The sequence below is a fragment of the Curtobacterium sp. Curtsp57 genome, from assembly GCF_047324335.1.
In the GTDB taxonomy this organism is placed as follows: domain Bacteria; phylum Actinomycetota; class Actinomycetes; order Actinomycetales; family Microbacteriaceae; genus Curtobacterium.
Map to the genome: position 1 here is coordinate 1,041,522 of NZ_CP168511.1, position 25,921 is coordinate 1,067,442.

Consider the following 25,921-nt stretch of genomic DNA (forward strand, 5'->3'; position numbering starts at 1 on the left):
CAGCAGTAGAAGCAGTCGGGACGAGGTCGGCCCGCATGCCACCACCGATGACCAGCTTCGTGCCGGTCTGCGTGCGATGTTGTGTGTCGTCACGGGAAACGGTCCCCGGACGCCTCGACTTTAGCAGTCGGCGGTGAATCGACGGCGAGGCTCGTGGCGAACGGGCGTGTCCCCGATAGCCTGCGTCCATGCGTCGATCCCCTGCCAGACGCGTACTCGTCGCGGCCGCCGTGGTCGTCGGTGCGCTCGTCGCCCCCGTCGTGACCGCTGCACCCGCGAGCGCGACGGACTACCCGACCTGGCAGGACGTGCAGAAGGCGAAGGGGAACGCGGACGCCAAGGCGGCCGAGGTGAAGAAGGTCCAGGCAGCGCTGCAGTCCGCGCAGGCGGACGCCGCTGCCAAGTCGCAGACCGCGCTCGACGCGTCTGCGAAGGCGACGAAGGCCGAGGCGGACCTGAGCGAGGCCACCCAGACCGCCACGAGCCTCCAGTCCCAGGCCGACGAAGCGTCGGCGACCGCGACGCGCGCGCAGACGCGGGCCGGCCAGCTCGCCGCGAACCTGTACCGCGACGGGTCCACGAACCAGATGACCACGCGCATCGCGACCGCGAAGAACCCGGACCAGCTGCTCTACCAGCTCGGCGCGATGGACCAGCTGTCGAGCACGTGGGCCGGTGTGATGGACGAGGCATCGGTCGCGGCGAAGACCGCGTCGTCCCTGCACGACCAGGCGAAGCGCGCCGAGGACGAGCGTGCGTCGCTCGCACAGGCGGCCGAGGAACGCTCCGCCGCGGCGAAGACCGCCGAGCAGAAGGCGGACGCCGCCGTCGCCTCCACGAAGGACCACAGCAACGAGCTCTACGCGCAGCTCGCGTCGCTGAACGACACGACCGCCGCCACCGAGCAGCAGTACGAGGTCGGCCAGGCCGTCGCGGCGCAGGCAGCGGCCCAGGCGGCAGCAGCGCAGGCCGCCGCCGAGGCCGCGGTCACCACGCCGTCGACCGGCACCTCGTACCCGAGCACCTCCGGCGTCACGGTCGACCCGGTGGCCGCGAAGGCCTACGCCAGGAGCGTCCTCGGCAACTACGGCTGGGGCGACGACCAGTACGGCTGCCTCGTCTCCCTGTGGACCCAGGAGTCCGGGTGGCGTGCGAACGCCCTGAACTCCTCGAGCGGTGCGTACGGCATCCCCCAGGCACTCCCCGCATCGAAGCTCGGTGCGGCGGGTGCCGACTGGCGGACCAACGCGAACACGCAGATCAACTGGGGTCTCGCGTACATCAAGTCGAGCTACGGCACCCCGTGCGGCGCGTGGAACCACGAGATGAGCGTCAACCCGCACTGGTACTGACGAGTCGGAGCGCCTGCACCGGGCACATCGCGACGGCGTCCTGTGCCGCAGCGACGTCCGACGGGGCGAGCGGCACATCGCGGGTCGGACCCCCGTCACGGGCGATCGGGAAGCCCCACTCGTCGCGGTCCAACCGCTCGGCGAGGAGCTCCGTGCAGAGCCCGCGCCCACGGCACCGCGTCCAGTCCACGTGCAGCGCCGTCGCCCCGGCGCGGGGGCTCGCCCCGGCGCGGCCGTTCATCGCCGCACCGCGCAGGTGCCGCCGAGGTGTGCCTGCACGTCCTCGTGGAACACGCTGAGCGCACTCCGCACCATCCGTGCGACACCGTCCGGGTGGTGACACGCACCCCGCCCGTCGACGAGCCCGGTCAGGCGACGCACCTCCCCCGCCAGGTCAGCGCCACGCGCACCGGCGGCCAGCGCCCCGAGCACGTCGGCCAGACGCGGCAGCCCGTTCACGCACGGCCCGCACCGTCCCGCAGACGCCCCGGCGAGCGCCGCCGCGATGCGGGCCGTGACCGAGACCGGGCATGTCGCGTCGTCGAGCACCGCCACCACGCCGGCACCCGGCGAGGCACCCCACGGCCCCAGTCCGTCCGCATCGAGCGTCGCGTCGAGCGCGGCCGCCGGCACCCACGTCCCGCCCCATCCGCCGACCAGCACGGCTCGCGTCCGTGCGGGGTCGGGGACCGCCCTGGAGGCCCGGATCGCCTCCCCGAGCACCGTCCCGCCCGCCACCTCGAGCACCACCGCCGTGGCCGGGTCACGGACGTCGCTGACGGTCACGAGACGGGTCCCGGGTGCCGACGCGGTCCCGATCGAGCGGTTCCACGCCGCGCCCCAGCGTGCGACGAGTGCGGCCTGCGCGAGGGTCTCGACGTTCGAGACGATCGTCGGGCGTCCGCTCGGGCCGCGTTCGGCGAGCCGGACGACCCGGTCCGTCGGCTTCCCCGGACCGCCGGCCACGGCGGACGCGAGCGCTGCGGCCTCGCCCGACACGAACGACGTGTGCGGGAGCACCCGGAGCGTGATCGCGACTGCGTCGTGCCGCTCGGCGAGTGCTCGCTGCACGACGTCGGCGTTCGCCGCGCCGGTCGCCAGGACCGCGTCGGTCGCCCCCGCGGCGAGCGCCGCGACGACGAGTCCGTCCAGCACGAGGTGCGGGCTCGTCGCGAGCAGGACGGCGTCCTTCCGGCTCGCGGGCTCACCCTCGGCGGCGTTCCCGATCACGAGGGGTGTGCGCCTGCGCGAGTGGACGGAGGCCGCCCGCTCGGTGCGCGCGGCGGCGACGCTCGCAGCGAGCTTGCGCGCGAGCGGGAACCCGGCTCCGCCCCGGCCGTCGATGCCGGCGAGTCCGAGCTCGTCGATGATCCCCGGTCGGACGGACGGCATCGGGCCGTGCGTCCGCACGTGGTCGGCGAGTGCGGGCCCGGCGCTGCGAGGAGTCTCCGGACGCCGAGTGGTGGAGCGATCGCGGTGGTGGTCGTCATGGTCGGGCCGTCCTCTCGAGGTGGAACGTGCGGTGTTCGGTGACCCGGTCGGAGCAGCGCCACACGACGGCACCGGTGACCGCTGCCGCACAGAAACCGGCGACGACCAGGAACCACGCCGAGGTCCCGTCCGTCCCGGTGCCGATCGCGTGTGCCATCGCGACCGGCCACATCGCGTACGCCGTCCAGTGCACGACGCGGAACACCCGCGGGCCGATCACCCGCCGGAGCAACGCGGTGACGACGAGGACGACGAGCAGGTCCACCGCGAGCGTGCCGAGCCCGAGCCAGAACCAGCGGTAGGTGCCGACGAAGGGCACGACCGTGTCGACCAGCCGCAGTTCGGCCTCGGTGTCGAGGAGCAGCGTCACCACGTGCACGACGACGAAGAGCGTCGCGGCGAGGGCGACGTCCCGGTGCACGAGCTGGACGGCGAAGCGCGGGAGGCCCCGGAGTGGACGGCCGCCACGCGTGACGATGCCGAGCACGACCGTCAGGGAGAGCAGCACGACGGCCGCCACACCCATGCCCCGCCCGAGGACCCACAGCGCGGTGTCCATCAGGCGACCAGCCGTTCGTCCGGCCATCCCCCGAGGCGCACGACGTCTCCGTTCGCCCCCACCAGTCTCGCTGCGACGCCGTGCGCCCGGAGCATCGCGGGAGCACGGTGACCTCGGACGACCGCTGCGGTGGTGAACGTGTTCGCGAGGACGCACGACGGTGCGACGACCGTCACGCTCCGCCACACCGGGTCAGCCGGCAGCCCCCACCGCGGGTCCAGGATGTGGTGCCGTGCGTCCCCGTCCTGCTCCCATCGGCGCTTCTGGGTGCTCGACGTCGCGATCGACCACCCGGGCGACAGGGTGACCCGTTCGGTCGGGTCGTCGTCGAGGTCCTGCACCAGCACCTGCCATCCGCCGTGCGGTTCCGGACCCGCGGTGGCGACGTCCCCGCCGAGGGAGACGAGCACGCCGATGCCGAACCGGGCGGTGACGCTCGCGGCGGCCATGTCGGCAGCAGCGGCCTTCGCGGTGGCGCCGAGGTCGAGGACCACCCCGTGCGGGACCCGGAGGAAGGTGCCGGAGAGCAGGACGCGCTTCCAGGCCGGCCGCCCGTCGAGCGCCGCGGCGAGCTCCGTCGGGGTGTCGGTCGGCGGGACGTCGGCGAAGGCTGCGTCGTACCCGAGTGCGACCATGCGCGCCCCGAGCGTCGGGTCGACGTCGCCGCCCGTGGTCTCGGCGGCGTCGAGTGCCTGGTGGACGAGACTCGCGAGCAGGGGTGAGACGACGGCGCCGCGTTCGAGTGCCGCGGCACGGGAGCGCAGCTCGGAGTCGGGGCGGAAGCGGCTGCACGCGGCGTCGACGGCGGCGAGGACCTCGCGCACGCACGACTCCGCCGCGGCGAGGTGGCGGCGGTCGCGGTGGTCGAGCACGACCCGGGCGGTCGTGGTCCAGACGTCCCACGAGGTGGCGGCGCGCACGGTCACGATCCCGTCGTCGTCGCGTCGGTACCACCGGTCGTGCCCTGGCTGACGCCCGTGTCGGACGACGTCCCGGTGCCGGCGGACGTCCCGGTGCCGGCGGACGTCCCGGTGCCGGCGGACGTCCCGGTGTCCGCGGACGTCCCGGTGTCCGTTTCCGTGGAGGTCGACGTCGACGTGCTCGTGTCACCGGTCGTCGCGGTCTCGGTGTGCCCGAGCCACAGCCCGCCGCCGGTGACCAGCGCCACCACGAGCCCGCCGGCACCGACCAGCGCGCTCGTGATCCGTGCGGAGCGCTTCCCACTGTCCCTGGTGTCCATCGTTCCTCCTCGCCGTCACCACGAGGCTCGCGGCGGTGACGATGAGGACGCCGGGCGTCAGCTGCGCCGCTCCCCGAGGAACCCTGTGGTCCACCTAAGAGCCCGGTACGGTGGACGCGTGGACGTCATCGTCGAGCCGCTGCGGCACGAGCACGCCGCGGCGATCGTCGCGGCAGAGGACGACGAGACGATCCGCTGGCTGAGCGGCGGCCGCAGCACGGTCGTCGGCACCGAGGCCTACGTCGACCGACTCGCCCGCGATGCAGCGGCCGGCGCGGGCAAACGCGCGTTCGCGGTCCTCGTCGACGGTGACTGCGTCGGCACCATCGACTACGACCCCGACGTCCACGACGGCCTCGATCCGGGCGACGTCAACATCGCCTACGGCATCGCCCCGTGGATGCGCGGCCGTGGCGTGACGGCGATCGCCGTCGCGCAGATCTGCGACCGCATCCGATCCGGAGGTGTCGGCACCCGTGCCGCTATCCGCGCCGACGTCCGCAACACCGCCTCCGCGAAGGTCGCCGAGCGCGCCGGCTTCACCTTCGTCCGCGAGTTCGTGAGCACGACCGACACCGACGCGGACGGACGTCCGGTCCGGTTCCGGCTGTTCGTCCGCCCGCTCTAGTGACCGAGCCCGCCGAGCAGGCTCGCGAAGTCCTGCACCTCCGGCAGGGCGTCCGCCTCCTGCGGTGACCGACGGGAGGCTCCGATCGCCCAGGCGAGGTCGGTCCCGGCCCGGCGGATGCGACCGTCCAGGGCCGCCTGGTCACCCTGGGTGCCCCAGTCGTCGGTCGCGGCGAACACCCCGGTCGGGACGACGGCCGCGCGGAGGTACGCGAACACCGGGCGCATCGCGTGCTCGAGTGCCAGGGAGTGCCGCGCAGTGCCGCCCGTCGCGCCGAGCAGGACGGGCATGTCGGCGAGGGCGTCCTTGTCCATCACGTCGAGGAAGGACTTCGCCAGGCCGCTCATGCCTGCGGTGAAGATCGGCGAGACGAAGACGAGCGCGTCGGCCTCGACGACCGCAGCGGTCGCCGCTGCCAGGGCGGGGGCCTGGAAGCCGGTGAGCATCGCGTCGGTGATCTCGTGGGCCAGCGGACGCAGGTCGACGTGCACGACGCGGGGCGAGCCTCCCCTCCGGTCCTGCTCGATGGCGGCGACGGCGGACGCGGCCAGGCGGTCGGCGAGCAGGCGGGTCGACGAGGGCTCGGAGAGCCCGGCGGAGACGACGGCGATGGTGGTCATGGTGACTCCCGATCTTCAATGCGTTTGCATGAACATCGTACCCAACCGGGCTCCCCTCGCAACCATTCCCCTCCGCGTGCGTCCCCGTCACGTCCCCAAAGCGACACTTCCCCGCACCCCCACACCGTCAACAGCGCAAAGGCGACAAATTGCTGCCGACAGTGCGCGGCACACTGTCGCTTTGGCGGGTTCGGGACGACGCATCCGACGCATCCGACGCACCGGTGCGCCGGTGCGCCGACGCCCCCGGGCACACGGAGAACGCCCCGGGCCTCACGAGGAGGACCGGGGCGTTCGGTCAAGCGTGTGTCGGTCGACGAGCGACGCTGACCTTATCGGCGCAGGCCGAGGCGCTCGATGAGCGCGCGGTAGCGGGCGATGTCGACGTCGGAGAGGTAACCGAGGAGACGGCGACGCTGACCGACCATGAGCAGCAGACCACGACGCGAGTGGTGGTCGTGCTTGTGCTCCTTGAGGTGCTCGTTCAGGTCGTTGATACGACGCGTCAGAACGGCGACCTGGACCTCGGGGGATCCGGTGTCGCCCGGGTGGGTCGCGTACTCTTCGATGATCTCCTGCTTGACCTTCGCGTCAAGTGCCATGGTGATCCCCTTCTGTCCGTTGCGCGGTGCCCACACCGGATGCGTGAGCGCTCTTTGTCCGCGGCCGTTCGACGGCAACCGCACAAGACTACCAGACGGGCTACGCGGTCCTGGCCCGGAGTCGACGACGACGCGGCGCCGGCATCAGACTGCGCGCGAGCCCGACGAGCGTCGCTCCGAGCAGCCCGCCCATGCCGTTCGACAGCACGTCGTGCGGGTCGGCCACGCGGTACGGCAGCAGTGCGCCCTGCGCGATCTCGATCCCAGCGGAGAGGCCGACCGCCAGCACGGCGGCGACGAACCACCAGCGGCGCGGCAACCACATCGCGGCGATCATCCCGACGGGCACGAACATGGCGATGTTCGCGAGGAACTCCGTCCGGTCGTAGGTGAGCCAGGCGCCACCCGGGAGTTGCTGCGCCCAGACGATCGCGTGCGAGACGAAGGACTGCTGCGCGTCGGAGAAGACGTGCGGGGTCAACGTCATCCGCCAGATCACCCAGGCGTAGGCCGCCGTGAGGGCGAGCAGGAGGAGTTTCCGGAGCATCCGGACAGTGTGGGTCACCGGCCTGCGCGACACCTGGAGCACTCCTGGGCAGGAGCACCGCCGATGCTGAGGGAACGCCTGCCCGTGGTGGTCAGGCGGGTCCTCGGGGTGGAAGCATGGGGCCACGGGTGGAACAGGGCCGCCCGGAACCGCACGAACGCAGCGCCCGACGGACAACGGTCAGACCAGGGAGGACCGCCGATGCCGGACCACGAGACGAATCGCCCGCACCGGACCCGCGTGCCGAGTGCTGCCCGCCAGTGGCTGTGGATCGGCGGTGCCGCCGTCGTGGTGATCGCCGTCGTCGCGGCCGTCGCGCTCTGGCTGCCGAACCGACCGAACGGCCCGGACGGCCGGCGCATCGTCGAGCGGAAGAGCGCCGCCCAGGCGTTCCCCGGCGGTCTCGCACGACAGCCCGCGAACGAGAACCAGCCCGGCATGCGGGAGTCAGCCGCCCGGCAGGACGGCGAGCAGGACACCGCCGACCGCATCGCCGTCATCGCGGACCAGCCGATCGCCACGTGGTTGACGAACCCCTCGATCGCCCGGACCCGGGAGACCGTCCGCGACGTCGTCTCGAACGCGAGGAAGCAGGACAGGACGCCGGTGTTCGTCCTCTACAACGTGCCCGACCGGGACTGCGGTCACTACTCCAAGGGCGGCACGGCCGCGTCCGAGTACGTCCCGTGGGTGCGCTCCGCGGTGCGGGCGATGGCCGGGTCGAAGGCCGTCGTGCTGGTCGAACCCGACGCCATCGCGCAGATCCAGGTGTGCAAGCGGCTCCAGGACTCCCGGCTGCCCCTGCTCAGGAAGGCGGTGGATGAACTCACCGGCCACGGGCTGACGGTCTACCTCGACGGCGGCAACGAGAACCGCGTGCCGACGGCGTCGATGGCGAAGTGGCTCCGCGAGGCCGGGATCGACGAGACGCAGGGGTTCTTCACGAACGTGTCGAACTTCTACCGCGTCGACCAGGAGCGCGCGTACGCCGACCGACTGGCCGATGCCGTCGGTGGCGATCCGCACTTCGTCATCGACGTGTCGAGGAACGGTCAGGGCTGGCGTGGCGACTGGTGCAACCCGAAGGGCGCCGGACTCGGGCAGGACCCGCACGTGACCGCCGGGTCGAGCCGGCTGGACGCCCTGCTCTGGGTGAAGACGCCGGGGCTCAGCGACGGCACCTGCAACGGCGGCCCGGCAGCCGGCCAGTGGTGGGAGTCGTACGCGCTCGCCCTGGTCGAGAACCGCAAGGGCGACTGACAGGAGGCCCGGCTCGGCCCCGATTGTCGGCTGTCGGGGGTTCCATGGTCACCATGACCTCCGCCCAGCCCCGATCCGTCGGCCGCCGATCCGTCGTCCCGCCCTACCTGCTGCGCGCCATCGCGGACGCACCGTCGGACGCCTTCCCCCGCGCGACTCCCGCCGCACGCACGGCGTTGGCCTCGCTCGCCGTCGTCGAGGCACCCAAGCGCGAAGCACGGCTCGGCGTCAGGCACGCCGCCGCTGCCCCCGACCGGTCGCCGCAGCGGAGCATCTTCGACGCGCACGGGTCGACCTCGCTCCCCGGCACCCTCGTCCGCAGCGAAGGAGCCCCGGACACCGGTGACGCGGCCGTGGACGAGGCGTACGCGGGCCTCGGTGCGACCCACGCGTTCTGGCTCGACGTGTTCGGGCGGGTGTCGATCGACGGCGCCGGGCTCCCCCTCGACGCGAGCGTGCACTACGGGAACGACTACGACAACGCCTACTGGGACGGTAAGCAGATGGTGTTCGGCGACGGGGACGGCGAGGTCTTCGAGCGCTTCACGATCGCCCTCGACGTCATCGGGCACGAGCTCGCACACGGGGTCACCCAGTACACGGCCGACCTGACCTACCAGGGGCAGTCCGGGGCACTCAACGAGTCGGTGAGCGACGTGTTCGGCTCCCTCGTCGCGCAGTACGCCGCAGGTCAGACCGCCGACCAGGCGAGCTGGCTCATCGGCGAGGGCCTCTTCACGCCGGCCGTGCACGGGGTGGCGCTCCGGTCCATGCAGGCACCGGGTACCGCGTACGACGACCCAGTGCTCGGCAAGGACCCGCAGCCCGCGACCATGGCCGGGTACGTCGACACCGAGGACGACTCGGGCGGCGTCCACACGAACTCCGGCATCCCGAACCACGCGTTCTTCCTCGCGGCGACGGCGATCGGCGGTCGTGCGTGGGACGGCGCCGGCGCGGTGTGGTGGGACGCGCTCACCTCGGCGGAGGTGACTGCCTCGATCGACTTCGCCGGCTTCGCCCGTGTCACGGTGTCCGAGGCCGACGCCCGGTTCGGGGCGGACTCCCGCGAGTCGTCCGCCGTCACCGAGGCGTGGCGCACGGTCGGCGTGCTCCCCTGATCTCCCGGCCGGACAGTGCCGCGCGGGGGTATTTTCGGGGCATGCACATCGTCGTCCGCCGGAGTGGTGGGGTCGCCGGCCTCACGCGGGGGTGGCGCGTGGACACGGAGTCCTGCGACGACCCGGACGGCTGGTACGACCTCGTCGACGCCCTCCCCCGCGAGCCGCCGGTCCGACGCCGGGGACGGGTACCGGACGACTTCGAGTGGACGATCACCGTCGCCAGGACCACCGTGCGGATGCCGGGCAGCCAGCTCGACGGCCAGTGGGCCGCGCTCGTGGACCGGGTGCGTGCCGAGGGCGACCCGACCTGACGGACCCGACCGTGAACCGGTCAGGCGACGTCGATGACCGTCAAGCGACGCGTCGGACGCGTCATCGCGACGTAGACCGCGGCCGCCGCGCGGGCCGCGTCGTCCCCGACGCCGTCCGGGTCCACGAGCAGCACGCCGTCGAACTCCAACCCCTTGGCGTCGGCACCGGTGAGCACCGTGACCGACCCCGGACGCGGTGACCCGAGGCTCCGGACGTCGAGGTCGCCCTGCGCCAGACGCTGTCGCACGACGTCGACCTGGGCGTCCGGCACGATCACGCCCATCGTCCCCGAGCCGATGTGCTCGCGCTCGGACGCCACCGTCGTGGCGATGGTGTCGAGGACCTCGGCGCGGGACGCTCGGAGCCGCACGACGGGGTCGCCGTCCCGGACCGCCTGGTTCGCGGTGACCGTGAGTCCGGCGGACGCGGCGAACGCACCCGCCGCCTCGACGATGGACCGCGGCGTGCGGTAGTTGACGGTGAGTTCCTCGACACGGTGGTCGAGGGGCACCTGCGGGGCACGGCCCCGACGGCGTCGGGCGAGCGCGCCGATCACGTCGTCCCAGGTCCGGGCGGCTCCCGGCGAGGACCCCTGCGCCATGTCGCCGACGATCGTGAACGATCGGAGCGGGTTGCGGCGGGCCAGCACGCGCCACTGCATCGGGGAGAGCTCCTGCGCCTCGTCGACGACGATGTGGCCGTACGTCCACTCGCGATCCTCGGCGGCGCGCTCCGCGGTGCTCCGGGGGTCGCCGCCCTCGGCGAAGGCGCCGGCGACCTGCTCGGCGGTGACGATGCCCTCGACGCCCATGTTCTCGATGGCCTGCCTGGCGTTCTCGATGTCCCGGTTGCGACTCGCCTTCGCCTGGCGCTTCGCGGCACCGCCCGTCGGGTCGAACGTACCGAGGAGCTCGGCGGCCTCGTCGAGGAGCGGGACGTCCTCGACCGTGAACGTCGCCCCACGCTCGCGCACCAGCAGGGCACGGCGCTCGGGAGTCCAGTTCGGGGTGAGCGACGCGAGCCAGTTCGGCCGGGCGTACAGGTCCTCGAGCAGCTTCTCCGCCGGCAGCGGCAGCCACGCGGTGTTGAGCAGCACGCGGGCGTCGTACGACGAGCGGATGTCCTCGCGCAGGACCTTGATGTCCGCGTCGTCGACGGTGGTGCCGCGCTCGCGGAGCTGGTCGGCCAGGAGCTTCGTCATGGCATCGAGCGCGATCTTGTTGAACGTGACCCTGGCGACGTTGTGGGGCTTCCCACGGTCCTGGGCACGGCGCATCGCGTCCGCGACGAGCTGCGGCGGGACGACGAGCCGTTCACCCTCGACGTCGAGGGTCACCGATTCCGTGGGGACGACCTGCCGCGAGCGGACCGCGCGACGGAGCAGGTCGGCGATCTCCGCCGAGCCCTTCACCGCGGCGGTGTCCCGGCGGTCGTGCGTCGTCGCGTGCACACCGGGGTAGAGCGACCCGAGCGAGGCCATCACGACGCCGGTCTCCCCCAGGGATGGCAGCACCTGCTCGATGTAGGTCAGGAACGCCGGGGACGGCCCGACGACGAGCACGCCGGAGCCCCGGAGCCGCTCGCGGTAGGAGTACAGCAGGTACGCGGCGCGGTGGAGCGCGACGGCGGTCTTGCCCGTGCCGGGTCCGCCCTGCACGATGAGGACGCCCTCGAGCGGCGAGCGGATGATGCGGTCCTGCTCGCCCTGGATTGTCGCGACGATGTCGGTCATCCGGCCGGTGCGCTCGGCGGTGACCGCGGCGAGCAGCGCACCCTCGCCCTGCAGGTGCGTGCGCTCGTCGTCGTAGAGCGTGGCGTCGAAGACCTCGTCCTCGACGCCGACGACCGATCGGCCCTCGAGCGAGAGGTGCCGACGGGCACGCATGCCCATCGGGTGCGCGGCAGTGGCCTGGTAGAAGGCGCTGGCACCGGGGACGCGCCAGTCGAGCAGGAGCGGGCGGTGGTCTCGATCGCGGAGCCCCACGCGGCCGATGTACCGGAAGGCGTCCTCGCCGGCGGGGGGATCGGCGACTTCGAGCCGACCGAAGACGAGCCGGTCCCCGACGCGCTCGAGCGTCTGGATGGTGTCCTCGTAGAGCTTGGCGAACGCGTCACGCTCGCTGCGGCTCTGGTGGTTCCCACCGACCGCCTGACGGCGGGTCTCGGTGAGGCGTTGTCCGGCCTCGGCGGTCAGTTCGTCGAGTCGGGCGAAGAGCCCGTCGACGTACGTACGCTCACGGTCGATCTCGGTCGGTTCGGACACACGCCACCCTTCGGGACAGGGGTATCCAGTGTAGTCCCCCTGTCCCGACAGGCGGACGCGCTACATCTCTTCGTGGGTGTCCGGGTCGCCGTCCCAGAGCCGGCCGCGCTCGAGACCGGAGATCGCCGAGACCTCGTCATCGGAGAGCGTGAACCCGAACACGTCTAGGTTCTCGCGCTGCCGGTCGGCGTCGCCGGACTTCGGCACCGGGATCGCGCCGAGCTGGGTGTGCCAGCGCAGCACGACCTGCCCGGGGGTGACTCCGTGTGCGGCAGCCGCAGCGGTGATCGGTTCCTCGGTGAGGAGCTCGGACCGCTTGGCGAGCGGGCTCCAGCTCTCGGTGACGATCCCGAGGTCGGCGTGCACCGCTCGCAGGTCCGCCTGGGGGAAGTACGGGTGCAGCTCGACCTGGTTCACCGCGGGGGCGATCCCGGTCGCGTCGATGATGCGTGCGAGGTGCGCTGGCGTGAAGTTCGAGACGCCGATCGAGCGGACCTTGCCGCTGTCGCGGAGGTCGACGAACGCCTTCCACGTGTCCACGAACTTGTCCACGGACGGGTTCGGCCAGTGGATCAGGTACAGGTCGACGTACTCGAGGCCGAGGTTCCCCAGGGTCTCGTCGATCGACTTGTGCGCTTCGTCCCAGCCGTGGTGGCGACCGGGGAGCTTCGACGTGACGAAGAGCTCGTCGCGCGGCACGTCCGACTCCCGCACCGCACGACCGACGGCGTCTTCGTTGCCGTAGTTCAGCGCGGTGTCGAGCAGGCGGTACCCGCTCGCGATGCCGGTGCCGATCGCGGCAGCACCCTCGTCGCCGTCGAGCGAGTACGTGCCGAGGCCCAGCACGGGCATCTGGTGCCCGTCGTTGAGCTCGACCGTCGGGGCGAGTGGGACGGCCGCCGCCATCAGCGCACCCCGAGCAGGTCGATCACGAAGATCAGGGTCTTGCCGGACAGGAAGTGTCCGCCGCCGGCCGGCCCGTAGGCGAGCTCCGGCGGGACGACGAGCTTGCGACGCCCGCCGACCTTCATGCCGGGGATGCCCTCCTGCCAGCCGCGGACGAGCGCCGCGAGCGGGAAGTCGATCGGCTCGCCGCGGTTCCACGAGCTGTCGAACTCCTCGCCGGACTCGTACTCGACGCCGGCGTAGTGCACCTTCACGGTCGAGCCGGCGGACGCTTCGTCCCCGGTGCCCTCGACGATGTCGGTGATGACGAGGTCGGTGGGGGCCGGGCCCTCGGGGGCGTCGAACTCGGGCTTGCTGTTCAGGTCAGTCATGCCGCAAGTCAACCAGAGACGGCGGACAGCCCCCAGAATGGTTCCACCGTGACACAACCCACCCCAGCACCGCCGCGCCGCCGCGTCTTCGCCGACCTCACCCCGCTCCGCCGGTCCCCCGCGTTCGCCCGACTCTGGGCGGGCACCGCGATCGCCGGCATCGGGACGCAGATGACGACCGTCGCCGTCGGCCTCGAGGTGTACGACATCACGCACTCGACCTTCGCCGTCGCACTCGTCGGCGTGATCGCGCTCCTGCCCATGATCGTCGCGGGCCTCTACGGCGGGATGCTCGCCGACGCGTTCGACCGGCGCACCGTGGCACTGGTGTCGAGCATCGTGGCCTGGGCCGCTGTTGCCCTCATCGCGACGCACTCGTGGCTCGGTCTGCACAGCGTCGCGCTGCTCTACGTCCTCGCGACCGTGAACGCCGTCGCGGCGACCGTCAGCAACGCCTCCCGCTCCGCGATCGTGCCGAGGCTCGTCGGCACCGACCTGCTCCCGGCGGCGAGCGCCCTCGGTGGCATCGCCTCGGGCTTCCAGGTCACGGTGGGCCCCGCGATCGCCGGTGTCCTCATCGCGTCGGTCGGGTTCGCGCCGACCTACACGATCGACGTCGTGCTGTTCACGTTCGCGTTCGCCGGCGTGTTCACGCTGCCGAGGATGACCGCCGACCACGGTGCCCTGAAGCCCGGGCTCGGATCCCTCGTCGAGGGCGCCAGGTTCCTCCGGAAGTCCCGCAACATCACGATGACGTTCGTCCTCGACATCGTCGCGATGACCTTCGGGCAGCCCCGCGTGCTCTTCCCCGCGATCGGCGCCCTGGTGATCGGCGGCGGCGCCGTCACGGTCGGGACGCTCACCGCCGCCTACGCCGTCGGTGCGCTGCTCTCGAGCGTGTTCTCCGGCCCGCTCGGCCACGTCCGCCGTCAGGGCGAGGCCGTCGGGTGGGCGATCACGGCCTACGGCGCCGCGATCGCCGCGTTCGGTGTGGTCGTCGCCCTCGCGCACGTGCTCGGAGGTCGTGCCGGCGACGCGTTCAGCACCGGGATCCTGCCGGCGCTCGGGTTCGCCGCGCTCTTCCTCGCCCTGGCCGGCGGCGCGGACAACGTCAGCTCGGTGTTCCGGAACACGATCCTGCAGTCCGCGTCGCCCGACGGCATGCGTGGACGGCTGCAGGGCATCTTCATCGTCGTCGTCACCGGCGGCCCTCGCCTCGGCGACCTGTACGCCGGTCTGGTCGTCGCCGCGGGCATCGCCGTCCCGCCGATCCTCGGCGGCGTCGCGATCATCGGTCTCGTCGCGCTGCTCCTGCGCCTCGTCCCGTCGTTCCGCCGCTACGACGCCCTGCACCCCCACGCCAACTGACCCGCGCGTCTCGCCCGGCCTCCGCCCGGGCCCCGCGCGGCCTCTGCCCGGGCCCCGCGAAAGCGACAGTCTGCGACGGAAGTTCCGCAGCAGAGTGTCACTTTCGCGGAACAACCGTCCGGCAGTTCCGGGACAGGGTCACCGGACCAGGGCGCGTGGACGGGTAGATTCGTCCACATGCCGGACCCGACTGCGCGCGAGCTCCAGCGGACCGGGGTCCGCGCCGTCGTACGCCGCACCTACCACTCGGTGATCCGGCACCGTGTCGTCGACGCAGCAGCATCCCTGACGTTCTTCGCCCTGCTGACCGTGTTCCCGACGACGCTCACCGTGGTGTCGGCGCTCGCGATCGTGGACCGGGCCGGGGACAGCCTGGCCGACATCATCGAGATCATCGGCTTCATCGTGCGGCCGGAGACCGCCGAGCACCTCGAACAGCCACTGCGCCAACTCCTGACCCTCGACAACCCGTGGCTGGGGTTCTCGACCGGCGTCGTGCTGACGCTGTGGTCGCTGTCCGGGTACGCGACCGCCTTCGGCCGCGCCATGAACACCGCGTACGAGGTCGAGGAGGGCCGCCGGATCTGGAAGTTCCGCAGCATGATGCTCCTCGTCACGCTGCTCGTCATGGTCGGCGGCGCGATCGCCATCGTCATCCTGCTCGGGACCCCGACCATCTCGGCCGCGATCGTCCACCAGCTGGGCTGGGCGACGTGGATCGACGACCTCTGGAACGTCGTGAAGTGGCCGATCCTGGCGGTGGACCTCGTCGTGATGGTCGCCGTGCTCTACTACGCGACGCCGAACGTGAAGACGCCGCAGCTGCGGTGGGTGTCCGCCGGTGCCGCCTTCGCCATCGTGGCGTGGGCGATCGCCACGTTCGGGTTCGCCCTCTACGTCGAGACCGTCGGCGGCGGCAACAGGGCGTACGGCTGGCTCGGCGGCGCGATCCTGCTGCTCGTCTACCTGTACCTCTCGAACTTCGTGCTCGTCGTCGGCGGCGAACTCGACTCCGAGGTGATCCGCATGCGGCAGCTCCTCGCCGGGATCGAGGCCGACGAGGCCATCCGGCTCCCGCTCCGCGACGTCACGCGCAACTTCACACTCGCTCGCTGGCGTGACGCCGACGTCGCAGCGGCGCACGAGGTCAGGACCGCGGCGGCACGCCTCCCCCAGGCCGAGCCGCACGACCAGGAGCAGGAGCGCCTCCGCACGGTCGCCGACCAGGTCAGGGTCGGCGAGCCGCCGCTCCCCCTGTCCTGACCGCTCCTGCTTCCTGGCCGCTACTGCTTCCTGGCCGCCTCCGCGTCGAGCATGGCCTCCGTGATCACCGGGATCGCGCCGGTGGCCAGTTCGATGCCGGACAGCCGCGCCGGGCTGAGCACACGCTGCACCTGGTCCGCCTCCATGAGCCCCGCTGCGACGACGAGGGTGGAGATCGGCGTCGAGGTGGTCAGTGCGGTGTGCGCGATCGACGCCGCCGCCGCGTAGCCGATGTACGGCGTCAGGGCCGTGACGACGCCGACGTTCGTGTCCACCTGGGCCGCGAGCTTCGCCTCGTTCGCCTCGATGCCCGTGACGCAGTGCTCGCGGAGCGTGGCGCACCCGCGGGTCATCCACTGCAGCGACTGCATGATCGAGTGCGCGATGATCGGCTCGAAGGCGTTGAGCTGCAGCTGCCCGCCCTCCGCCGCCATCGTCACCGTGGCGTCCGCACCGGCGACCGCGAACGCGATCTGGTTGACGACCTCGGGGATCACGGGGTTCACCTTGCCCGGCATGATCGACGAACCCGCCTGTCGAGCCGGCAGCGTGATCTCCCCGAACCCGGCCTGCGGTCCCGACGCCAGCAGCCGCAGGTCGTTGCAGATCTTCGAGAGCTTGATCGCGCTCCGCTTGACCGTGCCGGAGAGCGTCATGAACGCACCGGCGTCGCTCGTCGCCTCGATGAGGTCCGGGGCGGTCACCACGTCGATGCCGCTCGCCTCCTGCAGCTGACGGCGCACCTCGTCGCGGTACAGCGGGTCGGCGGTGATCCCGGTGCCGATCGCGGTCGCGCCGAGGTTCATCTCCGCGAGCAACGGCGTGACCCGGCGGAGCAGGAGAACGTCCTCCTGGATGGTGTGCGAGAAGCCGGTGAACTCCTGGCCGAGGGTCATCGGCACCGCGTCCTGCAGCTGGGTCCGTCCGACCTTGAGCACGTCCGCGAACGCCGCTCCGCGTTCGGCGAAGGCCTCGGAGAGCTGCTCGAGCTGCTCGACGAGCCGTCGCACGCCGAAGATCATCGCGATCTTCACGCTCGTCGGATAGGTGTCGTTCGTCGACTGGCTGCGGTTCACGTGGTCGATCGGGTGCAGGTAGGCGTAGTCGCCCTTCTCGCGCCCCAGGAGTTCGAGCGCCCGGTTCGCGAGCACCTCGTTCGTGTTCATGTTCGTCGACGTGCCGGCGCCGCCCTGCACGACGTCGACGACGAACTGGTCGCGGAGGGCTCCGTCGCGGACCTCCTGCGCCGCACGGTCGATCGCATCGGCACGCTCGTCGTCGAGCACGCCGATCGCCTTGTTCGCACGGGCCGCGGCCTGCTTCACCGTCGCGAGCGCCTCGATGAGGTCCGGGTACACCGCGATGGGCACGCTCGTGATCGGGAAGTTCTCCAGCGCCCGCAGCGTGTTGACACCCCAGTACGCATCGGCCGGCACCTCCCTCGACCCCAGGGAATCGGTCTCGGTGCGGGTACCAACGCTCACGTGCGCCTCCTCGTCGTGGATCACGTCACGAGGGTAGTCCGTCCCGTCCAGCCGGTCCGGTGGGCGCGCGGCGACCAGACGGCGGACGGGAGGCTCGTGGCGGCCCCGCCACGAGCCTCCCGTCCGTCAGTGGAACTGCGGGACGATCAGGTAGATGCCGTAGAGCACCACGGCGCCGCAGACGACGAAGCAGGCGATGGCCGCTGCGCGCAACCCGCGCACGGCGGTGGTGGCGCCCTGCGGGTTCGGGAACCCTGCGGTCGCCGGGCCGATCGTCCCGTCGTCCTTCACGGTGAACTTGCCCTCGCGGGTGTCGGCGGCGCTCCAGAAGCGGAGGCCGACCGAGTACACGGCGACGACGAAGCAGGAGGACACGACGGCGACGAGCGCCACCGTCAAGAATGCGAACCAGTCGATGCCCATCAGCGACGCCCTCCCTTGCGTGCGGCCATGCGGCGGAGCGTGCGCTCGCGGCTCAGCTCCTCGCGGCGGGCGGCCACGTTCTCCGCGCGCTTCTTGCGCTGCAGGTCGCGGAGCTCCTTGCGGGTGAAGACGGCGTTGGCGGCGACGTCGACCTCGATCGCGGAGGCGGAGCCGTGCGGCTTCCGGAGCGACCACAGGTACAGGCCGAGGATGACCGCGGCACCGACCAGCGCGTCGATCACGAGCCCGACGACACCGAGCCGGGCGATCCCGGACGCGACCGCGCCGACCGCTGCCGACGCGGGCAGCGTGATGAACCAGGCGATCACGATCTTGCCGGCCGTGGACCACTGGATCTTCGAGCCGCGGCGACCGAGCCCGGCACCGATGATCGAGCCGGAGGACACCTGCGTCGTCGACAGCGCGAAGCCGAGGTGGCTGGAGGCGAGGATCGTGGCGGCGGTCGAGGCCTCTGCCGCGAAGCCCTGCGTCGCGCGGATCTCCGTGATGCCGGAGCCGAGCGTGCGGATGATCCGCCAGCCGCCGGTGTAGGTCCCGAGGGCGATCGCGAGGGCGCAGGCGACGACGACCCAGAGCTGCACGCCGCTGTTCGACGACTGCGCACCGGACGCGATGAGCGTGAGTGTGATGACGCCCATGGTCTTCTGCGCGTCGTTCGTCCCGTGCGCGAGCGACACCATCGACGAGGTGAAGATCTGCCCGATCCGGAAGCCGCCGCGCTCGTTCGGGAAGACCGGGCGCCGGGTGATCCGGTACGCGATGCGCGTCGACAGGTACGAGACCAGCGCAGCGATGACCGGCGACAGGAACGCGGGGATGATCACGACGGTCATCAGCGCGAGGTAGTTGACGGACTGGAACCCGGCGCCGACGATCGCGGCGCCGATCAGCCCGCCGAACAGCGCGTGCGAGGACGACGACGGCAGGCCGCGCAGCCACGTGATCATGTTCCAGACCACCGCGCCGATGAGCCCGGCGAAGATCATCTCCGGCGAGATCGCGACGCCGCCGGGACCCTCGTTGATGAGGCCGTGCGAGATCGACGTCGCGACGGCGGTGCTCAGGAACGCACCGACGAGGTTGAGCACCGCTGCGACCGTGACCGCCACCTTGGGCTTCATGGCCCCGGTGGCGATCGGTGTCGCCATCGCGTTGGCGGTGTCGTGAAAACCGTTTGTGAAGTCGAAGAAGAGGGCCAACGCGATGACCAGGACGACTATGAGTGTGATGTCCACCGCGGGCAAGTGTCCCAGTCCGGGGCGTTCCGAGCAAACCCCGATCGGTCACCAGCCGTTCATGTCGACTGCAGACTCGTTCAGGTTCGGAGGCATTCCGATGGGAGAATGGGTCCATGGACACCGTCGAGCTCCTCATCCTGCTGGTCGGATCGCTCGCGGTGACCGGCTTCGCACGGGCGAAGGGGCTCCCCGCTCCGCTCCTCGTCACAGCGGTGGCGCTCGCGGCGTCGTTCCTGCCGGGGCTGCCCCCGATCGAGATCGACTCCGAGGTCATCCTCACGCTGATCCTGCCGCCGCTGCTCTACTCGGCGGCGCTCGACGTCTCGTGGCAGAGCTTCCGGACGTCGATCAAGCAGATCCGTCGTCTCGGCATCTTCCTGGTCATCGTCACCGCCCTCGCCGTCGGCCTGGCCGCGTACATCGTCATCCCGGACATGGACTGGCCGGCGGCGATCCTGCTCGGGGCGATCGTGGCGCCGCCGGACGCGGTGTCCGCGGCGGCGATCGGCCGGAAGCTCGGACTCCCCCGTCGCGTCATGACGGTGCTGTCCGGCGAGAGCCTCATCAACGACGCTGCCTCGCTGACCCTGGTGCGGGTGTTCACCCTCATCGCCGCGGGGACGTCGCTCACCATCTGGCAGGACCTCGGCATCTTCGGGCTCGCCATCGGCGTGGGACTCGCCGTCGGTGGGGTCCTCGGCGTGCTCGTGCATTGGATCCGGCAGCGCATCAACGACCCGGTGGTCGAGACGATCATGAGCATCCTGCTGCCGTTCGTCGCGTACATCCTGGCCGAGGACCTCTCCGGGTCCGGCGTCATCGCGGTCGTCACCGCCGGCCTGTACATCGGGTACAACTCGCCGAAGGAGGGGTACGCCACCCGGCTGCAGGAGCGTCCGCTGTGGACGAGCATCGACGTCATCCTCGAGGGCTTCGTGTTCGCGCTCATCGGGCTGCAGCTCAACACGGTCGTGCAGGACCTCATCAAGAGCGAGCGGAGTCTCGGGCAGACGATCACCGCGGCCGCCGTGGTCCTCGCCGTCGTGATCGTCGTCAGACCGCTCTTCGTCTTCGAGTCCTACGTCCGGAACCGCTTCAACGGCCGGTGGCTTCGACCGCTGCGGATCCGGCTGTCCCGCGGACATCCCTCGTTGCGGTGGTTGCGCGGTTCCGCCGAGCCGAAGCTGAACTGGCGTGAGCTCACCGTCATCTCGTGGACCGGCATGCGCGGCGTGGTCACGCTCGCCGCCGCGGTCTCCGTCGTCGCGAACCCGGTCGACATCAAGGCACAGGACACCATCTTCGTGATCGCGTTCTTCGTGACGGTCGGGACACTCCTGTTGCAGGGGCTGTCGCTGCCGTTCGTGATCCGACGGCTCAAGGTGCAGGACCCGGCGGAGGGCGAGGAGGACATCCGCAGCGAGATGCGGCTCAACCAGCGCACGACCGAGGCGGCGATCCAGCTCCTGGACGACCGGAAGCCCGAGTGGTCGGCGCAGTTCGGCACCGACGCGGTGGAGGCCGTCGTCTCCCGGCTCAAGGCCCGTCTCGAGCGTCAGGCGGAGACCTTCCGACGCGACGCCGAGGAAGAGGAGTCCGAGGAACGGAACGCACCGGTCCGGCTCAGCGGCGCGCAGATCCAGGACATCCGCCGCGAGCTGCTCGACCGCCGTCGCGAGATCGTGCTCGAGGAACGCGAGCGCGGCAACCTCGACGAAGAGGTGATGCGCCGGGTGCTCGTGACGCTCGATGCGGAGGAGCTCGCGATGGACTCGGCCCAGGCGTCCCGCAGCCGCTCGTAGGCGGCCTGGAGGTCGGTCTGCCCGGGACGCGGTCAGCCGTGCGGCGTATCCTGGCCGGACCCGACACGAGAACCAGGAGCACAGCGCCGAGTGAGCACGCCGCGGAACGACGTCCCGAAGAACACCGACACCCCGGACCGTTCCGGTGGGGCGCAGCAGAAGTCCGTTCCGAAGCAGCGGACCACCCGCCCCTCCGCCCGAGGCACCAAGCCGCGTCGGGGTTCGAAGGTCGCCGGGTCCTCGCGTCCGAAGCAGCGTCGTCAGGCGCCCGTCCCGGCACCGCAGAAGATCAGCGCGTACCGCCGCTGGTACGGCACGCTGCACCCGTCGCTCCAGCTCATCGGCCTGCAGCTCTGGATGCCGCTGTTCTTCATCGTCGGCTTCTGCCTCTGCTACGTCTTCGCGTTCCACGCGCCGCACCCGCACGACGTGCCGATCGCCCTCGTCGGCAGCGACCCCGGCTTCGTCGCCGCGGTGCAGAAGGCGCTGCCGGGCGAGTACGTCTCCCACACGTACGACTCCCTCGTCGCCGCCAAGCGGGACGTGATCGCCGGATCGATGGCCGTGGCGTACGACCCCGCGACGAACGAGTTCTTCAAGGCGAGCGCGCACCAGTTCCAGGTCGCGAGCCTCGTCCCCGCGACGTTGTCGGCCGTGCTGACGGCGACCGGGGTGGCGACACCGAAGGTCACCGAGCTCGCCGCGCTCCCCGCGTACGACGAGTACGGCACCGTCGCGATGTACGTCATGCTCGCGTGGTGCATCGGCGGCTACATGGTGTCGATGTTCATCGGCATCATGGGCGGCCCGCTGCGCCACCGCACCAGGATGGCCGTCATCGTCATCGGCGGGCTCGTCATCTCGCTCATCACGAACACGCTCGCCGGGCCCGTCGTCGGCGCCATCCACGGCCACTGGATCGAACTCGTGCTCATCGCGTGGGGCTGGATCGTGGCGATCGGCCTCGCGGTGAACGGCCTGAGCTACTTCGTCGGCCGGTTCATCGCCGCCCCCGCGATGATCTGCTTCGTCTTCCTGTCGATGCCGTCATCCGGTGGCGCCTATCCGAAGTGGTTCATGCCGGAGCCCTTCGCCTGGCTCAACCACGTGGTGGTCGGCTCCAGCATGGTCGACATGATCAAGCACCAGATCTACGGCGTCGGCCCGGGTCCGGCGCGTGGGCTCATCACGATGGGCTGCTACGCAGCGGCCGGCCTCGTGCTCATGTACTTCGGCAAGAAGTGGTGGGAGCACCGCCGCATCCGCGCGATCGTCACCGGGCGTACGACGATGTTCATGGACGCCCAGACCGCCAACCGCGAGTTCCTCGGCAAGCAGCGCGACGTGGAGCTCGAGCGCCACGGGCTGACCTCGACCGAGACGGGGACCCTCAAGGTCCTCCGCGACGACGAGTTCTGGGAGGACGAACGCGCTACAGGGGACGTCTTCACGGGTGGCCGCGACGGTCTCGAGAACGAGCCACTGACGACGAGGAGCATCCCCGTCGTCCGGCCGACCGCCGATGCCGCGCAGCACGAGCGGTCCGGGGAGAAGCAGCACAGCCGGCACGCCGCGCGCTGAGCGGTATCCTGAGGCATCATGACCCGTAGCGCCTGGCACCGTCTCCTCATCACGCTCGTCATCGTCTTCCTGGCGCTGACCGTGGTGTTCTACGCAGCGAGCGTCATCCTCGCGCCAGCGGACGGCCGGAACACCGCAGGGCTCTTCGTCGGCTGGGCGATGTTCTCGATGGTCGGCGCGATCGTGTTCGGGATCATCGACTTCTTCGTCCGTCCGCTCGGCGGCCGCAGCGGTGACGCCGACGTGATGGCCGCGGCCGAGGAAGCCAGGACCGGCAGCACCCGCACGCAGCGCTAGGCGTTCGGCGCGTCGACGCCGACCCCGGTGAACCCGGCGACCGTGGCGTTGTCCTCGGCGAACGTGAACCGCGCCGCGACGGTGCCACCACGCAGCACCTCGGGGAGCCAGTACTTCGCGTCGTCCCACATCGCGTCGTAGGGAACGTCGTCGAGCGGGATCCACCGCGGTTCGAGCTCGTCGCTCGCGACCGGCGTGCCGGACCAGACCCGACAGACGAACACGTCGGAGACCTGGGACCAGGACGGCCGGAACGGGAACCGGTAGTCCAACGTGCCACGAGCCTCCAGGTCGGCCGGGTCGAGCCGCAGGCCGACCTCCTCGGCGACCTCGCGGACGGCGGTCTCGACCGCCGTCTCCCCGGGCTCACGCTTGCCACCGGGGCCGACCACGCGGCCGCTCCCGAGCCCGCGGCGCTTCTCGCCGAGCAGCACCGACGGCCCGGGACCGTCGTCCCGGAGCAGGTACACGACGACGACGCGGGGGTGCTGGTTCTTCGTCTCGTCGCGCTCGGTCACGTGTCCAGTGTGGCCGATGATCTGGCGTACGCTCGTTCCATGGCAGGTGTGCTGCGGGGGCACCATGGCTGAGCACCGGAGATTCGGGCGCAGCCTTGAAGTGCTGCGTGCCGAGGCGGCGGAAGAGATCTCGATGATCGTCGAGCACCGCTCGCGGCAGGGCGACGACCCGTGGGAGTTCATGCCGATGCTCCCCACCGTCGACGAGCAGGTCGTGCTCATCCTCCGCGAAGAGGCCCTCGAACTCGACGCCGCGATCGGGCAGCGGAGTGCACAGTGGTCGATGCACCCGGCGTCCGGCCACGGCACCCAGCTCGGTGAGGAGTACCACCGCCTGCGTCGCATCGCGCTGCAGCACCCCGAACTGACCGAGGCGGTCTGGAAGCTGATGGGCGCCCTACCGGAGCAGCGCTGACGTGGGGTTGGATGGCTGCATGACCGACACCGTGCTCGCCGTCCTCAACCAGCCCTCCCGCGACGCCGCGCCGCACGATCCGTCCGCCGACGCCTTCACGTTCGCGGCCCCGCTCGAGGAGCACGTCCAGGTGCAGGACCTCGGCATCATCCGGGGCGACGGCGTCTTCGAGACGATCACCGTCGTGGACGGTCGCCCGCAGGCCCTCGAGCCGCACCTCGCCCGCTTCGAGCGGTCCGCCCGCATGCTCGACCTGCCGCTTCCGGACCTCGATGCGTGGCGCCGCGCGATCGAGGCCGTGTGCGCGGAGCTCGACCCCGTGCACGAGGCGTTCGCGAAGACCGTCCTCACCCGCGGCGTCGAGGGGTCAGGGCGTCCGACCGGGTGGGTGTACGCCGCGGCGTCGCCGGACTCGACCGCCGACCGGACCGAGGGCATCGCGGTCGTCACGCTCGACCGCGGGTACCGCCACGACGTGGAACGCACGTCGCCGTGGCTGCTACAGGGCGCGAAGACGCTGTCCTACGCGGTGAACATGGCCGCGCTCCGCGAGGCCGCGCGCCGCGGGGCCGACGACGCGCTGTTCGTGTCGACGGACGGCTACGTGCTCGAGGGCACGCGCGCGAACCTGATCATGTCCGTGGGTGGTCGACTCGTCACACCGCGCACGGACATCGGGATCCTCGCCGGCACGACGCAGGCGGACGTGTTCCGCTTCGCCGACGAGGCCGGGATCGAGACCGCCTACGAGCTGGTCACCATGGACGACCTGCGCGCGGCCGATGCGCTCTGGCTCGTGTCGAGCGTCCGGCAGGCGGCGCCGATCCGGCTGGTGAACGGCGACGAGGTCCCCGTGGACGCCGAGCTCACGACCCGCATCAACGACTTCCTGCTGTCGCGCGAGTCCTGACGCCGCACCGCCGGCGGTCGGACGGGAGGCCCGGATCGCGACGTGCGCGCACGTCGCGATCCGGGCCTCCCGTCCGACCAGAGCGCTACCAGCGTGGCGAGGTGACGCCGACGCCGTCCGCCCACTCGAAGACCTGGCGGCCCTCGATCCAGACGCGCGTTGCGCGGCTCGTCGCGTCGAGCGGGTCGCCTGACCAGAGCACGAGGTCGGCGTCGTAGCCGGGCTCGATCCGCCCGACGCGGTCGCCGAAACCGAGGAACGTCGCCGGGTTCGTGGTGAGCGCTTCGAGTGCCGTCTGGCGTGGGAGTCCGTCCCGGACGGCCATCGTCGCCTGCGTGACGAGCATGGCGATCGGCACGACGGGGGCGTCGGTCGTGATCGCGACCCGGACGCCCGCCGCGGCGAGCGCGGCCAGGTGCGGGATGCCGCGGTCGCGGAGCTCGACCTTGGACCGGCTCGTGAAGAGCGGTCCGTAGATGACCGGGATGTCCTTCTCGGCGAGGACGTCGGCGATCTTGTGCGCCTCGGTGCCGTGGTTGACGACGAGCCGGTACCCGAACTCCTCGGCGAGTCGGACGGCGGTCGCGATGTCGTCGTGGCGGTGGGTGTGCTGATCCCAGGCGAGCTCGCCGTCGAGCACGCGGACGAGGGTCTCCTTGGTGAGGTCGCGCGTGAAGGGCTCGTCCTTCGCAGCGGCGGCGTCACGGGCGGCGCGGTAGTCCTGGGCCGCGACGAACGCCTCCCTGATCACCTTGGCGACGCCGAGTCGGGTGGACGGGGTCTGTCCCTTGTCGCCGTACACGCGCTTCGGGTTCTCGCCGAGGGCGCTCTTCACGCTCACGGCGTCGGAGATGAGCTGTTCGTCGATGGTCCGGCCGCCCCAGGTCTTGATCGCGACGGACTGACCACCGATCGGGTTGCCGGAGCCGGGCTTGACGACGATCGAGGTGATGCCGCCGGACAGGGCGTCGCGGAAGCCCTCGTCGTCGATGTCGACGGCGTCGATCGCGCGGACCGCTGCCATGTTCGGCCCGGTCAGCTCGTTCGTGTCGTTGCCGGCCGGGCCGTTCGCCTCTTCGTGGATGCCGACGTGGCCGTGCGCCTCGACGAACCCCGGGACGAGCCATGCACCAGCAGCGTCGACGACGGGCATCCCCGGTGGGGGTGTGACGTCGGGACCGAGTGCCGTGATGCGCCCGTCCTCGACGACGACCGCTCCCCCGTCGAACTCGTCCGCCGTGACGGGGACGACGTGGGCACCGGTGATGGCGAAGGAGTTGGTCATGCGGTCCACGGTAGCCGTCGCCGCCGACACGACCGGCGACG

28 protein-coding genes are annotated in these 25,921 nt (G+C 71.3%); 12 read left to right on the forward strand and 16 right to left on the reverse strand.

The genetic code is table 11. The features are described 5' to 3' along the window. Positions 1 to 188: 188 nt before the first annotated feature. Entirely contained in the window at positions 189 to 1,352 is a 1,164-nt protein-coding gene (locus ACEN9V_RS04885) for a coiled-coil domain-containing protein (RefSeq protein ID WP_413602362.1), read from the forward strand. Here ACEN9V_RS04885 and ACEN9V_RS04890 read toward each other — a convergent pair. From ACEN9V_RS04890 to ACEN9V_RS04910, 5 genes are all read right to left on the reverse strand, one after another. Then, positions 1,333 to 1,593, reverse strand: a complete 261-nt coding sequence (locus tag ACEN9V_RS04890) for a ferredoxin (RefSeq protein ID WP_413602363.1) — start codon at positions 1,591 to 1,593, stop codon at positions 1,333 to 1,335. The two genes, ACEN9V_RS04885 and ACEN9V_RS04890, sit on opposite strands and share 20 nt — an antisense overlap. Beyond that, positions 1,590 to 2,744 (reverse strand): NADH-ubiquinone oxidoreductase-F iron-sulfur binding region domain-containing protein, encoded by a 1,155-nt coding sequence (locus tag ACEN9V_RS04895; RefSeq protein ID WP_413602364.1) that lies wholly within the window; start codon positions 2,742 to 2,744, stop codon positions 1,590 to 1,592. The genes ACEN9V_RS04890 and ACEN9V_RS04895 overlap by 4 nt, the downstream gene beginning before the upstream one ends. 94 nt (positions 2,745 to 2,838) lie before the next feature. Beyond that, positions 2,839 to 3,402, reverse strand: a complete 564-nt coding sequence (locus ACEN9V_RS04900; protein ID WP_402729275.1) for a ferric reductase-like transmembrane domain-containing protein — start codon at positions 3,400 to 3,402, stop codon at positions 2,839 to 2,841. Next, a complete protein-coding gene (locus tag ACEN9V_RS04905) occupies positions 3,402 to 4,328 on the reverse strand; it encodes an FAD:protein FMN transferase (RefSeq protein ID WP_413602365.1) in 927 nt (308 codons plus the stop codon). The genes ACEN9V_RS04900 and ACEN9V_RS04905 overlap by 1 nt, the downstream gene beginning before the upstream one ends. After that, on the reverse strand, positions 4,325 to 4,642 hold the full coding sequence (locus tag ACEN9V_RS04910; RefSeq protein WP_413602366.1) for a hypothetical protein: 318 nt from the start codon (positions 4,640 to 4,642) through the stop codon (positions 4,325 to 4,327). Before ACEN9V_RS04910 ends, ACEN9V_RS04905 begins: the two co-directional genes overlap by 4 nt. A 118-nt stretch (positions 4,643 to 4,760) precedes the next feature. On the opposite strand from ACEN9V_RS04910, the gene ACEN9V_RS04915 reads away from it, so the two are divergent. Then, positions 4,761 to 5,270, forward strand: coding sequence for a GNAT family N-acetyltransferase (locus ACEN9V_RS04915; protein WP_413602367.1), 510 nt, complete (start codon positions 4,761 to 4,763; stop codon positions 5,268 to 5,270). Here the strand turns inward: ACEN9V_RS04915 and ACEN9V_RS04920 are convergent. The 3 genes from ACEN9V_RS04920 to ACEN9V_RS04930 form a co-directional block, all read right to left on the reverse strand. Beyond that, positions 5,267 to 5,890 (reverse strand): CE1759 family FMN reductase, encoded by a 624-nt coding sequence (locus ACEN9V_RS04920; protein WP_413602368.1) that lies wholly within the window; start codon positions 5,888 to 5,890, stop codon positions 5,267 to 5,269. The genes ACEN9V_RS04915 and ACEN9V_RS04920 overlap by 4 nt on opposite strands. Positions 5,891 to 6,222: 332 nt before the next feature. Beyond that, positions 6,223 to 6,492 carry a 30S ribosomal protein S15 gene (rpsO, locus tag ACEN9V_RS04925; RefSeq protein WP_070416523.1) on the reverse strand — a complete coding sequence of 90 codons (270 nt, stop codon included), beginning with the start codon at positions 6,490 to 6,492 and terminating at the stop codon, positions 6,223 to 6,225. A gap of 100 nt (positions 6,493 to 6,592) precedes the next feature. Further along, positions 6,593 to 7,039, reverse strand: a complete 447-nt coding sequence (locus ACEN9V_RS04930; protein WP_281267423.1) for a VanZ family protein — start codon at positions 7,037 to 7,039, stop codon at positions 6,593 to 6,595. 201 nt (positions 7,040 to 7,240) lie between these two features. Between ACEN9V_RS04930 and ACEN9V_RS04935 the strand changes: the two genes are divergently transcribed. The 3 genes from ACEN9V_RS04935 to ACEN9V_RS04945 are packed head-to-tail and all read left to right on the forward strand — an operon-like array spanning position 7,241 to position 9,734. Further along, the gene (locus ACEN9V_RS04935; protein ID WP_413602369.1) at positions 7,241 to 8,299 is read left to right on the forward strand and encodes a glycoside hydrolase family 6 protein; all 1,059 of its coding nucleotides are present in this window, start codon (positions 7,241 to 7,243) and stop codon (positions 8,297 to 8,299) included. A gap of 53 nt (positions 8,300 to 8,352) precedes the next feature. After that, positions 8,353 to 9,420, forward strand: a complete 1,068-nt coding sequence (locus ACEN9V_RS04940; protein ID WP_413602370.1) for a M4 family metallopeptidase — start codon at positions 8,353 to 8,355, stop codon at positions 9,418 to 9,420. 41 nt (positions 9,421 to 9,461) lie between these two features. Beyond that, positions 9,462 to 9,734, forward strand: coding sequence for a protealysin inhibitor emfourin (locus ACEN9V_RS04945; protein ID WP_281267420.1), 273 nt, complete (start codon positions 9,462 to 9,464; stop codon positions 9,732 to 9,734). 20 nt (positions 9,735 to 9,754) lie between these two features. Here ACEN9V_RS04945 and ACEN9V_RS04950 read toward each other — a convergent pair whose 3' ends face one another. From ACEN9V_RS04950 to ACEN9V_RS04960, 3 genes are read right to left on the reverse strand one after another with little or no spacing between them, the layout of a single operon-like run. Further along, positions 9,755 to 11,998: a HelD family protein gene (locus tag ACEN9V_RS04950; protein WP_413602371.1), complete on the reverse strand. Its 2,244-nt coding sequence runs from the start codon at positions 11,996 to 11,998 to the stop codon at positions 9,755 to 9,757. Positions 11,999 to 12,058: 60 nt separating this feature from the next. Further along, positions 12,059 to 12,904 carry an aldo/keto reductase gene (locus tag ACEN9V_RS04955; RefSeq protein ID WP_413602372.1) on the reverse strand — a complete coding sequence of 282 codons (846 nt, stop codon included), beginning with the start codon at positions 12,902 to 12,904 and terminating at the stop codon, positions 12,059 to 12,061. Beyond that, a complete protein-coding gene (locus ACEN9V_RS04960) occupies positions 12,904 to 13,275 on the reverse strand; it encodes an FKBP-type peptidyl-prolyl cis-trans isomerase (RefSeq protein ID WP_281267417.1) in 372 nt (123 codons plus the stop codon). The genes ACEN9V_RS04955 and ACEN9V_RS04960 overlap by 1 nt, the downstream gene beginning before the upstream one ends. A 48-nt stretch (positions 13,276 to 13,323) precedes the next feature. On the opposite strand from ACEN9V_RS04960, the gene ACEN9V_RS04965 reads away from it, so the two are divergent. Together ACEN9V_RS04965 and ACEN9V_RS04970 are read left to right on the forward strand one after the other, a co-directional pair. Beyond that, on the forward strand, positions 13,324 to 14,643 hold the full coding sequence (locus ACEN9V_RS04965) for an MFS transporter (RefSeq protein WP_413602373.1): 1,320 nt from the start codon (positions 13,324 to 13,326) through the stop codon (positions 14,641 to 14,643). 177 nt (positions 14,644 to 14,820) lie between these two features. Continuing rightward, positions 14,821 to 15,906: a YihY/virulence factor BrkB family protein gene (locus ACEN9V_RS04970; protein ID WP_413602374.1), complete on the forward strand. Its 1,086-nt coding sequence runs from the start codon at positions 14,821 to 14,823 to the stop codon at positions 15,904 to 15,906. Between the two features lie 20 nt (positions 15,907 to 15,926). Here the strand turns inward: ACEN9V_RS04970 and ACEN9V_RS04975 are convergent, their stop codons facing one another. The 3 genes from ACEN9V_RS04975 to ACEN9V_RS04985 all read right to left on the reverse strand — a co-directional run bounded on the left by ACEN9V_RS04975 (position 15,927) and on the right by ACEN9V_RS04985 (position 19,069). Then, positions 15,927 to 17,414, reverse strand: a complete 1,488-nt coding sequence (locus ACEN9V_RS04975) for an aspartate ammonia-lyase (protein ID WP_413602375.1) — start codon at positions 17,412 to 17,414, stop codon at positions 15,927 to 15,929. Positions 17,415 to 17,516: 102 nt separating this feature from the next. After that, positions 17,517 to 17,813, reverse strand: coding sequence for a hypothetical protein (locus ACEN9V_RS04980; RefSeq protein ID WP_413602376.1), 297 nt, complete (start codon positions 17,811 to 17,813; stop codon positions 17,517 to 17,519). Further along, complete coding sequence (locus ACEN9V_RS04985) at positions 17,813 to 19,069, reverse strand: inorganic phosphate transporter (RefSeq protein ID WP_413602377.1); 1,257 nt, start codon at positions 19,067 to 19,069, stop codon at positions 17,813 to 17,815. Before ACEN9V_RS04985 ends, ACEN9V_RS04980 begins: the two co-directional genes overlap by 1 nt. 116 nt (positions 19,070 to 19,185) lie before the next feature. Here ACEN9V_RS04985 and ACEN9V_RS04990 point away from each other — a divergent pair, with 116 nt between their 5' ends. The 3 genes from ACEN9V_RS04990 to ACEN9V_RS05000 all read left to right on the forward strand — a co-directional run bounded on the left by ACEN9V_RS04990 (position 19,186) and on the right by ACEN9V_RS05000 (position 22,752). After that, positions 19,186 to 20,874, forward strand: coding sequence for a cation:proton antiporter (locus ACEN9V_RS04990; RefSeq protein WP_413602378.1), 1,689 nt, complete (start codon positions 19,186 to 19,188; stop codon positions 20,872 to 20,874). A 90-nt stretch (positions 20,875 to 20,964) separates the two neighbouring features. Continuing rightward, positions 20,965 to 22,455 (forward strand): ABC transporter permease, encoded by a 1,491-nt coding sequence (locus ACEN9V_RS04995; RefSeq protein WP_413602379.1) that lies wholly within the window; start codon positions 20,965 to 20,967, stop codon positions 22,453 to 22,455. Between the two features lie 18 nt (positions 22,456 to 22,473). Then, the gene (locus tag ACEN9V_RS05000) at positions 22,474 to 22,752 is read left to right on the forward strand and encodes a hypothetical protein (protein ID WP_402729261.1); all 279 of its coding nucleotides are present in this window, start codon (positions 22,474 to 22,476) and stop codon (positions 22,750 to 22,752) included. On the opposite strand, the gene ACEN9V_RS05005 is transcribed toward ACEN9V_RS05000, so the two are convergent. Next, the gene (locus ACEN9V_RS05005) at positions 22,749 to 23,270 is read right to left on the reverse strand and encodes an 8-oxo-dGTP diphosphatase (protein WP_281267408.1); all 522 of its coding nucleotides are present in this window, start codon (positions 23,268 to 23,270) and stop codon (positions 22,749 to 22,751) included. The genes ACEN9V_RS05000 and ACEN9V_RS05005 overlap by 4 nt on opposite strands. Positions 23,271 to 23,403: 133 nt before the next feature. On the opposite strand from ACEN9V_RS05005, the gene ACEN9V_RS05010 reads away from it, so the two are divergent. Then, positions 23,404 to 23,685: a tryptophan synthase subunit alpha gene (locus ACEN9V_RS05010; RefSeq protein ID WP_413602380.1), complete on the forward strand. Its 282-nt coding sequence runs from the start codon at positions 23,404 to 23,406 to the stop codon at positions 23,683 to 23,685. Positions 23,686 to 23,704: 19 nt separating this feature from the next. Next, positions 23,705 to 24,595 carry an aminodeoxychorismate lyase gene (locus ACEN9V_RS05015; RefSeq protein WP_413602381.1) on the forward strand — a complete coding sequence of 297 codons (891 nt, stop codon included), beginning with the start codon at positions 23,705 to 23,707 and terminating at the stop codon, positions 24,593 to 24,595. Positions 24,596 to 24,680: 85 nt separating this feature from the next. On the opposite strand, the gene ACEN9V_RS05020 is transcribed toward ACEN9V_RS05015, so the two are convergent. Then, positions 24,681 to 25,880, reverse strand: coding sequence for an amidohydrolase (locus ACEN9V_RS05020; RefSeq protein WP_413602382.1), 1,200 nt, complete (start codon positions 25,878 to 25,880; stop codon positions 24,681 to 24,683). Positions 25,881 to 25,921: the final 41 nt, after the last annotated feature.

Excerpts from the sequence above, each read along its gene's own strand:
- ACEN9V_RS05020 (WP_413602382.1), bottom strand. The coding sequence starts at position 25,880 with ATGACCAACTCCTTCGCCATCACCGGTGCCCACGTCGTCCCCGTCACG.
- ACEN9V_RS04990 (WP_413602378.1), top strand. The coding sequence starts at position 19,186 with ATGGACACCGTCGAGCTCCTCATCCTGCTGGTCGGATCGCTCGCGGTG.
- ACEN9V_RS04895 (WP_413602364.1), bottom strand. The coding sequence starts at position 2,744 with ATGCCGTCCGTCCGACCGGGGATCATCGACGAGCTCGGACTCGCCGGC.
- ACEN9V_RS04980 (WP_413602376.1), bottom strand. The coding sequence starts at position 17,813 with ATGGGCATCGACTGGTTCGCATTCTTGACGGTGGCGCTCGTCGCCGTC.
- ACEN9V_RS04940 (WP_413602370.1), top strand. The coding sequence starts at position 8,353 with ATGACCTCCGCCCAGCCCCGATCCGTCGGCCGCCGATCCGTCGTCCCG.
- ACEN9V_RS04890 (WP_413602363.1), bottom strand. The coding sequence starts at position 1,593 with ATGAACGGCCGCGCCGGGGCGAGCCCCCGCGCCGGGGCGACGGCGCTG.
- ACEN9V_RS04885 (WP_413602362.1), top strand. The coding sequence starts at position 189 with ATGCGTCGATCCCCTGCCAGACGCGTACTCGTCGCGGCCGCCGTGGTC.
- ACEN9V_RS04930 (WP_281267423.1), bottom strand. The coding sequence starts at position 7,039 with ATGCTCCGGAAACTCCTCCTGCTCGCCCTCACGGCGGCCTACGCCTGG.
- ACEN9V_RS05010 (WP_413602380.1), top strand. The coding sequence starts at position 23,404 with ATGATCGTCGAGCACCGCTCGCGGCAGGGCGACGACCCGTGGGAGTTC.
- ACEN9V_RS04960 (WP_281267417.1), bottom strand. The coding sequence starts at position 13,275 with ATGACTGACCTGAACAGCAAGCCCGAGTTCGACGCCCCCGAGGGCCCG.
- ACEN9V_RS04920 (WP_413602368.1), bottom strand. The coding sequence starts at position 5,890 with ATGACCACCATCGCCGTCGTCTCCGCCGGGCTCTCCGAGCCCTCGTCG.
- ACEN9V_RS04970 (WP_413602374.1), top strand. The coding sequence starts at position 14,821 with ATGCCGGACCCGACTGCGCGCGAGCTCCAGCGGACCGGGGTCCGCGCC.
- ACEN9V_RS04945 (WP_281267420.1), top strand. The coding sequence starts at position 9,462 with ATGCACATCGTCGTCCGCCGGAGTGGTGGGGTCGCCGGCCTCACGCGG.
- ACEN9V_RS04955 (WP_413602372.1), bottom strand. The coding sequence starts at position 12,904 with ATGGCGGCGGCCGTCCCACTCGCCCCGACGGTCGAGCTCAACGACGGG.
- ACEN9V_RS04900 (WP_402729275.1), bottom strand. The coding sequence starts at position 3,402 with ATGGACACCGCGCTGTGGGTCCTCGGGCGGGGCATGGGTGTGGCGGCC.
- rpsO (WP_070416523.1), bottom strand. The coding sequence starts at position 6,492 with ATGGCACTTGACGCGAAGGTCAAGCAGGAGATCATCGAAGAGTACGCG.
- ACEN9V_RS04935 (WP_413602369.1), top strand. The coding sequence starts at position 7,241 with ATGCCGGACCACGAGACGAATCGCCCGCACCGGACCCGCGTGCCGAGT.
- ACEN9V_RS05000 (WP_402729261.1), top strand. The coding sequence starts at position 22,474 with ATGACCCGTAGCGCCTGGCACCGTCTCCTCATCACGCTCGTCATCGTC.
- ACEN9V_RS05015 (WP_413602381.1), top strand. The coding sequence starts at position 23,705 with ATGACCGACACCGTGCTCGCCGTCCTCAACCAGCCCTCCCGCGACGCC.
- ACEN9V_RS04910 (WP_413602366.1), bottom strand. The coding sequence starts at position 4,642 with ATGGACACCAGGGACAGTGGGAAGCGCTCCGCACGGATCACGAGCGCG.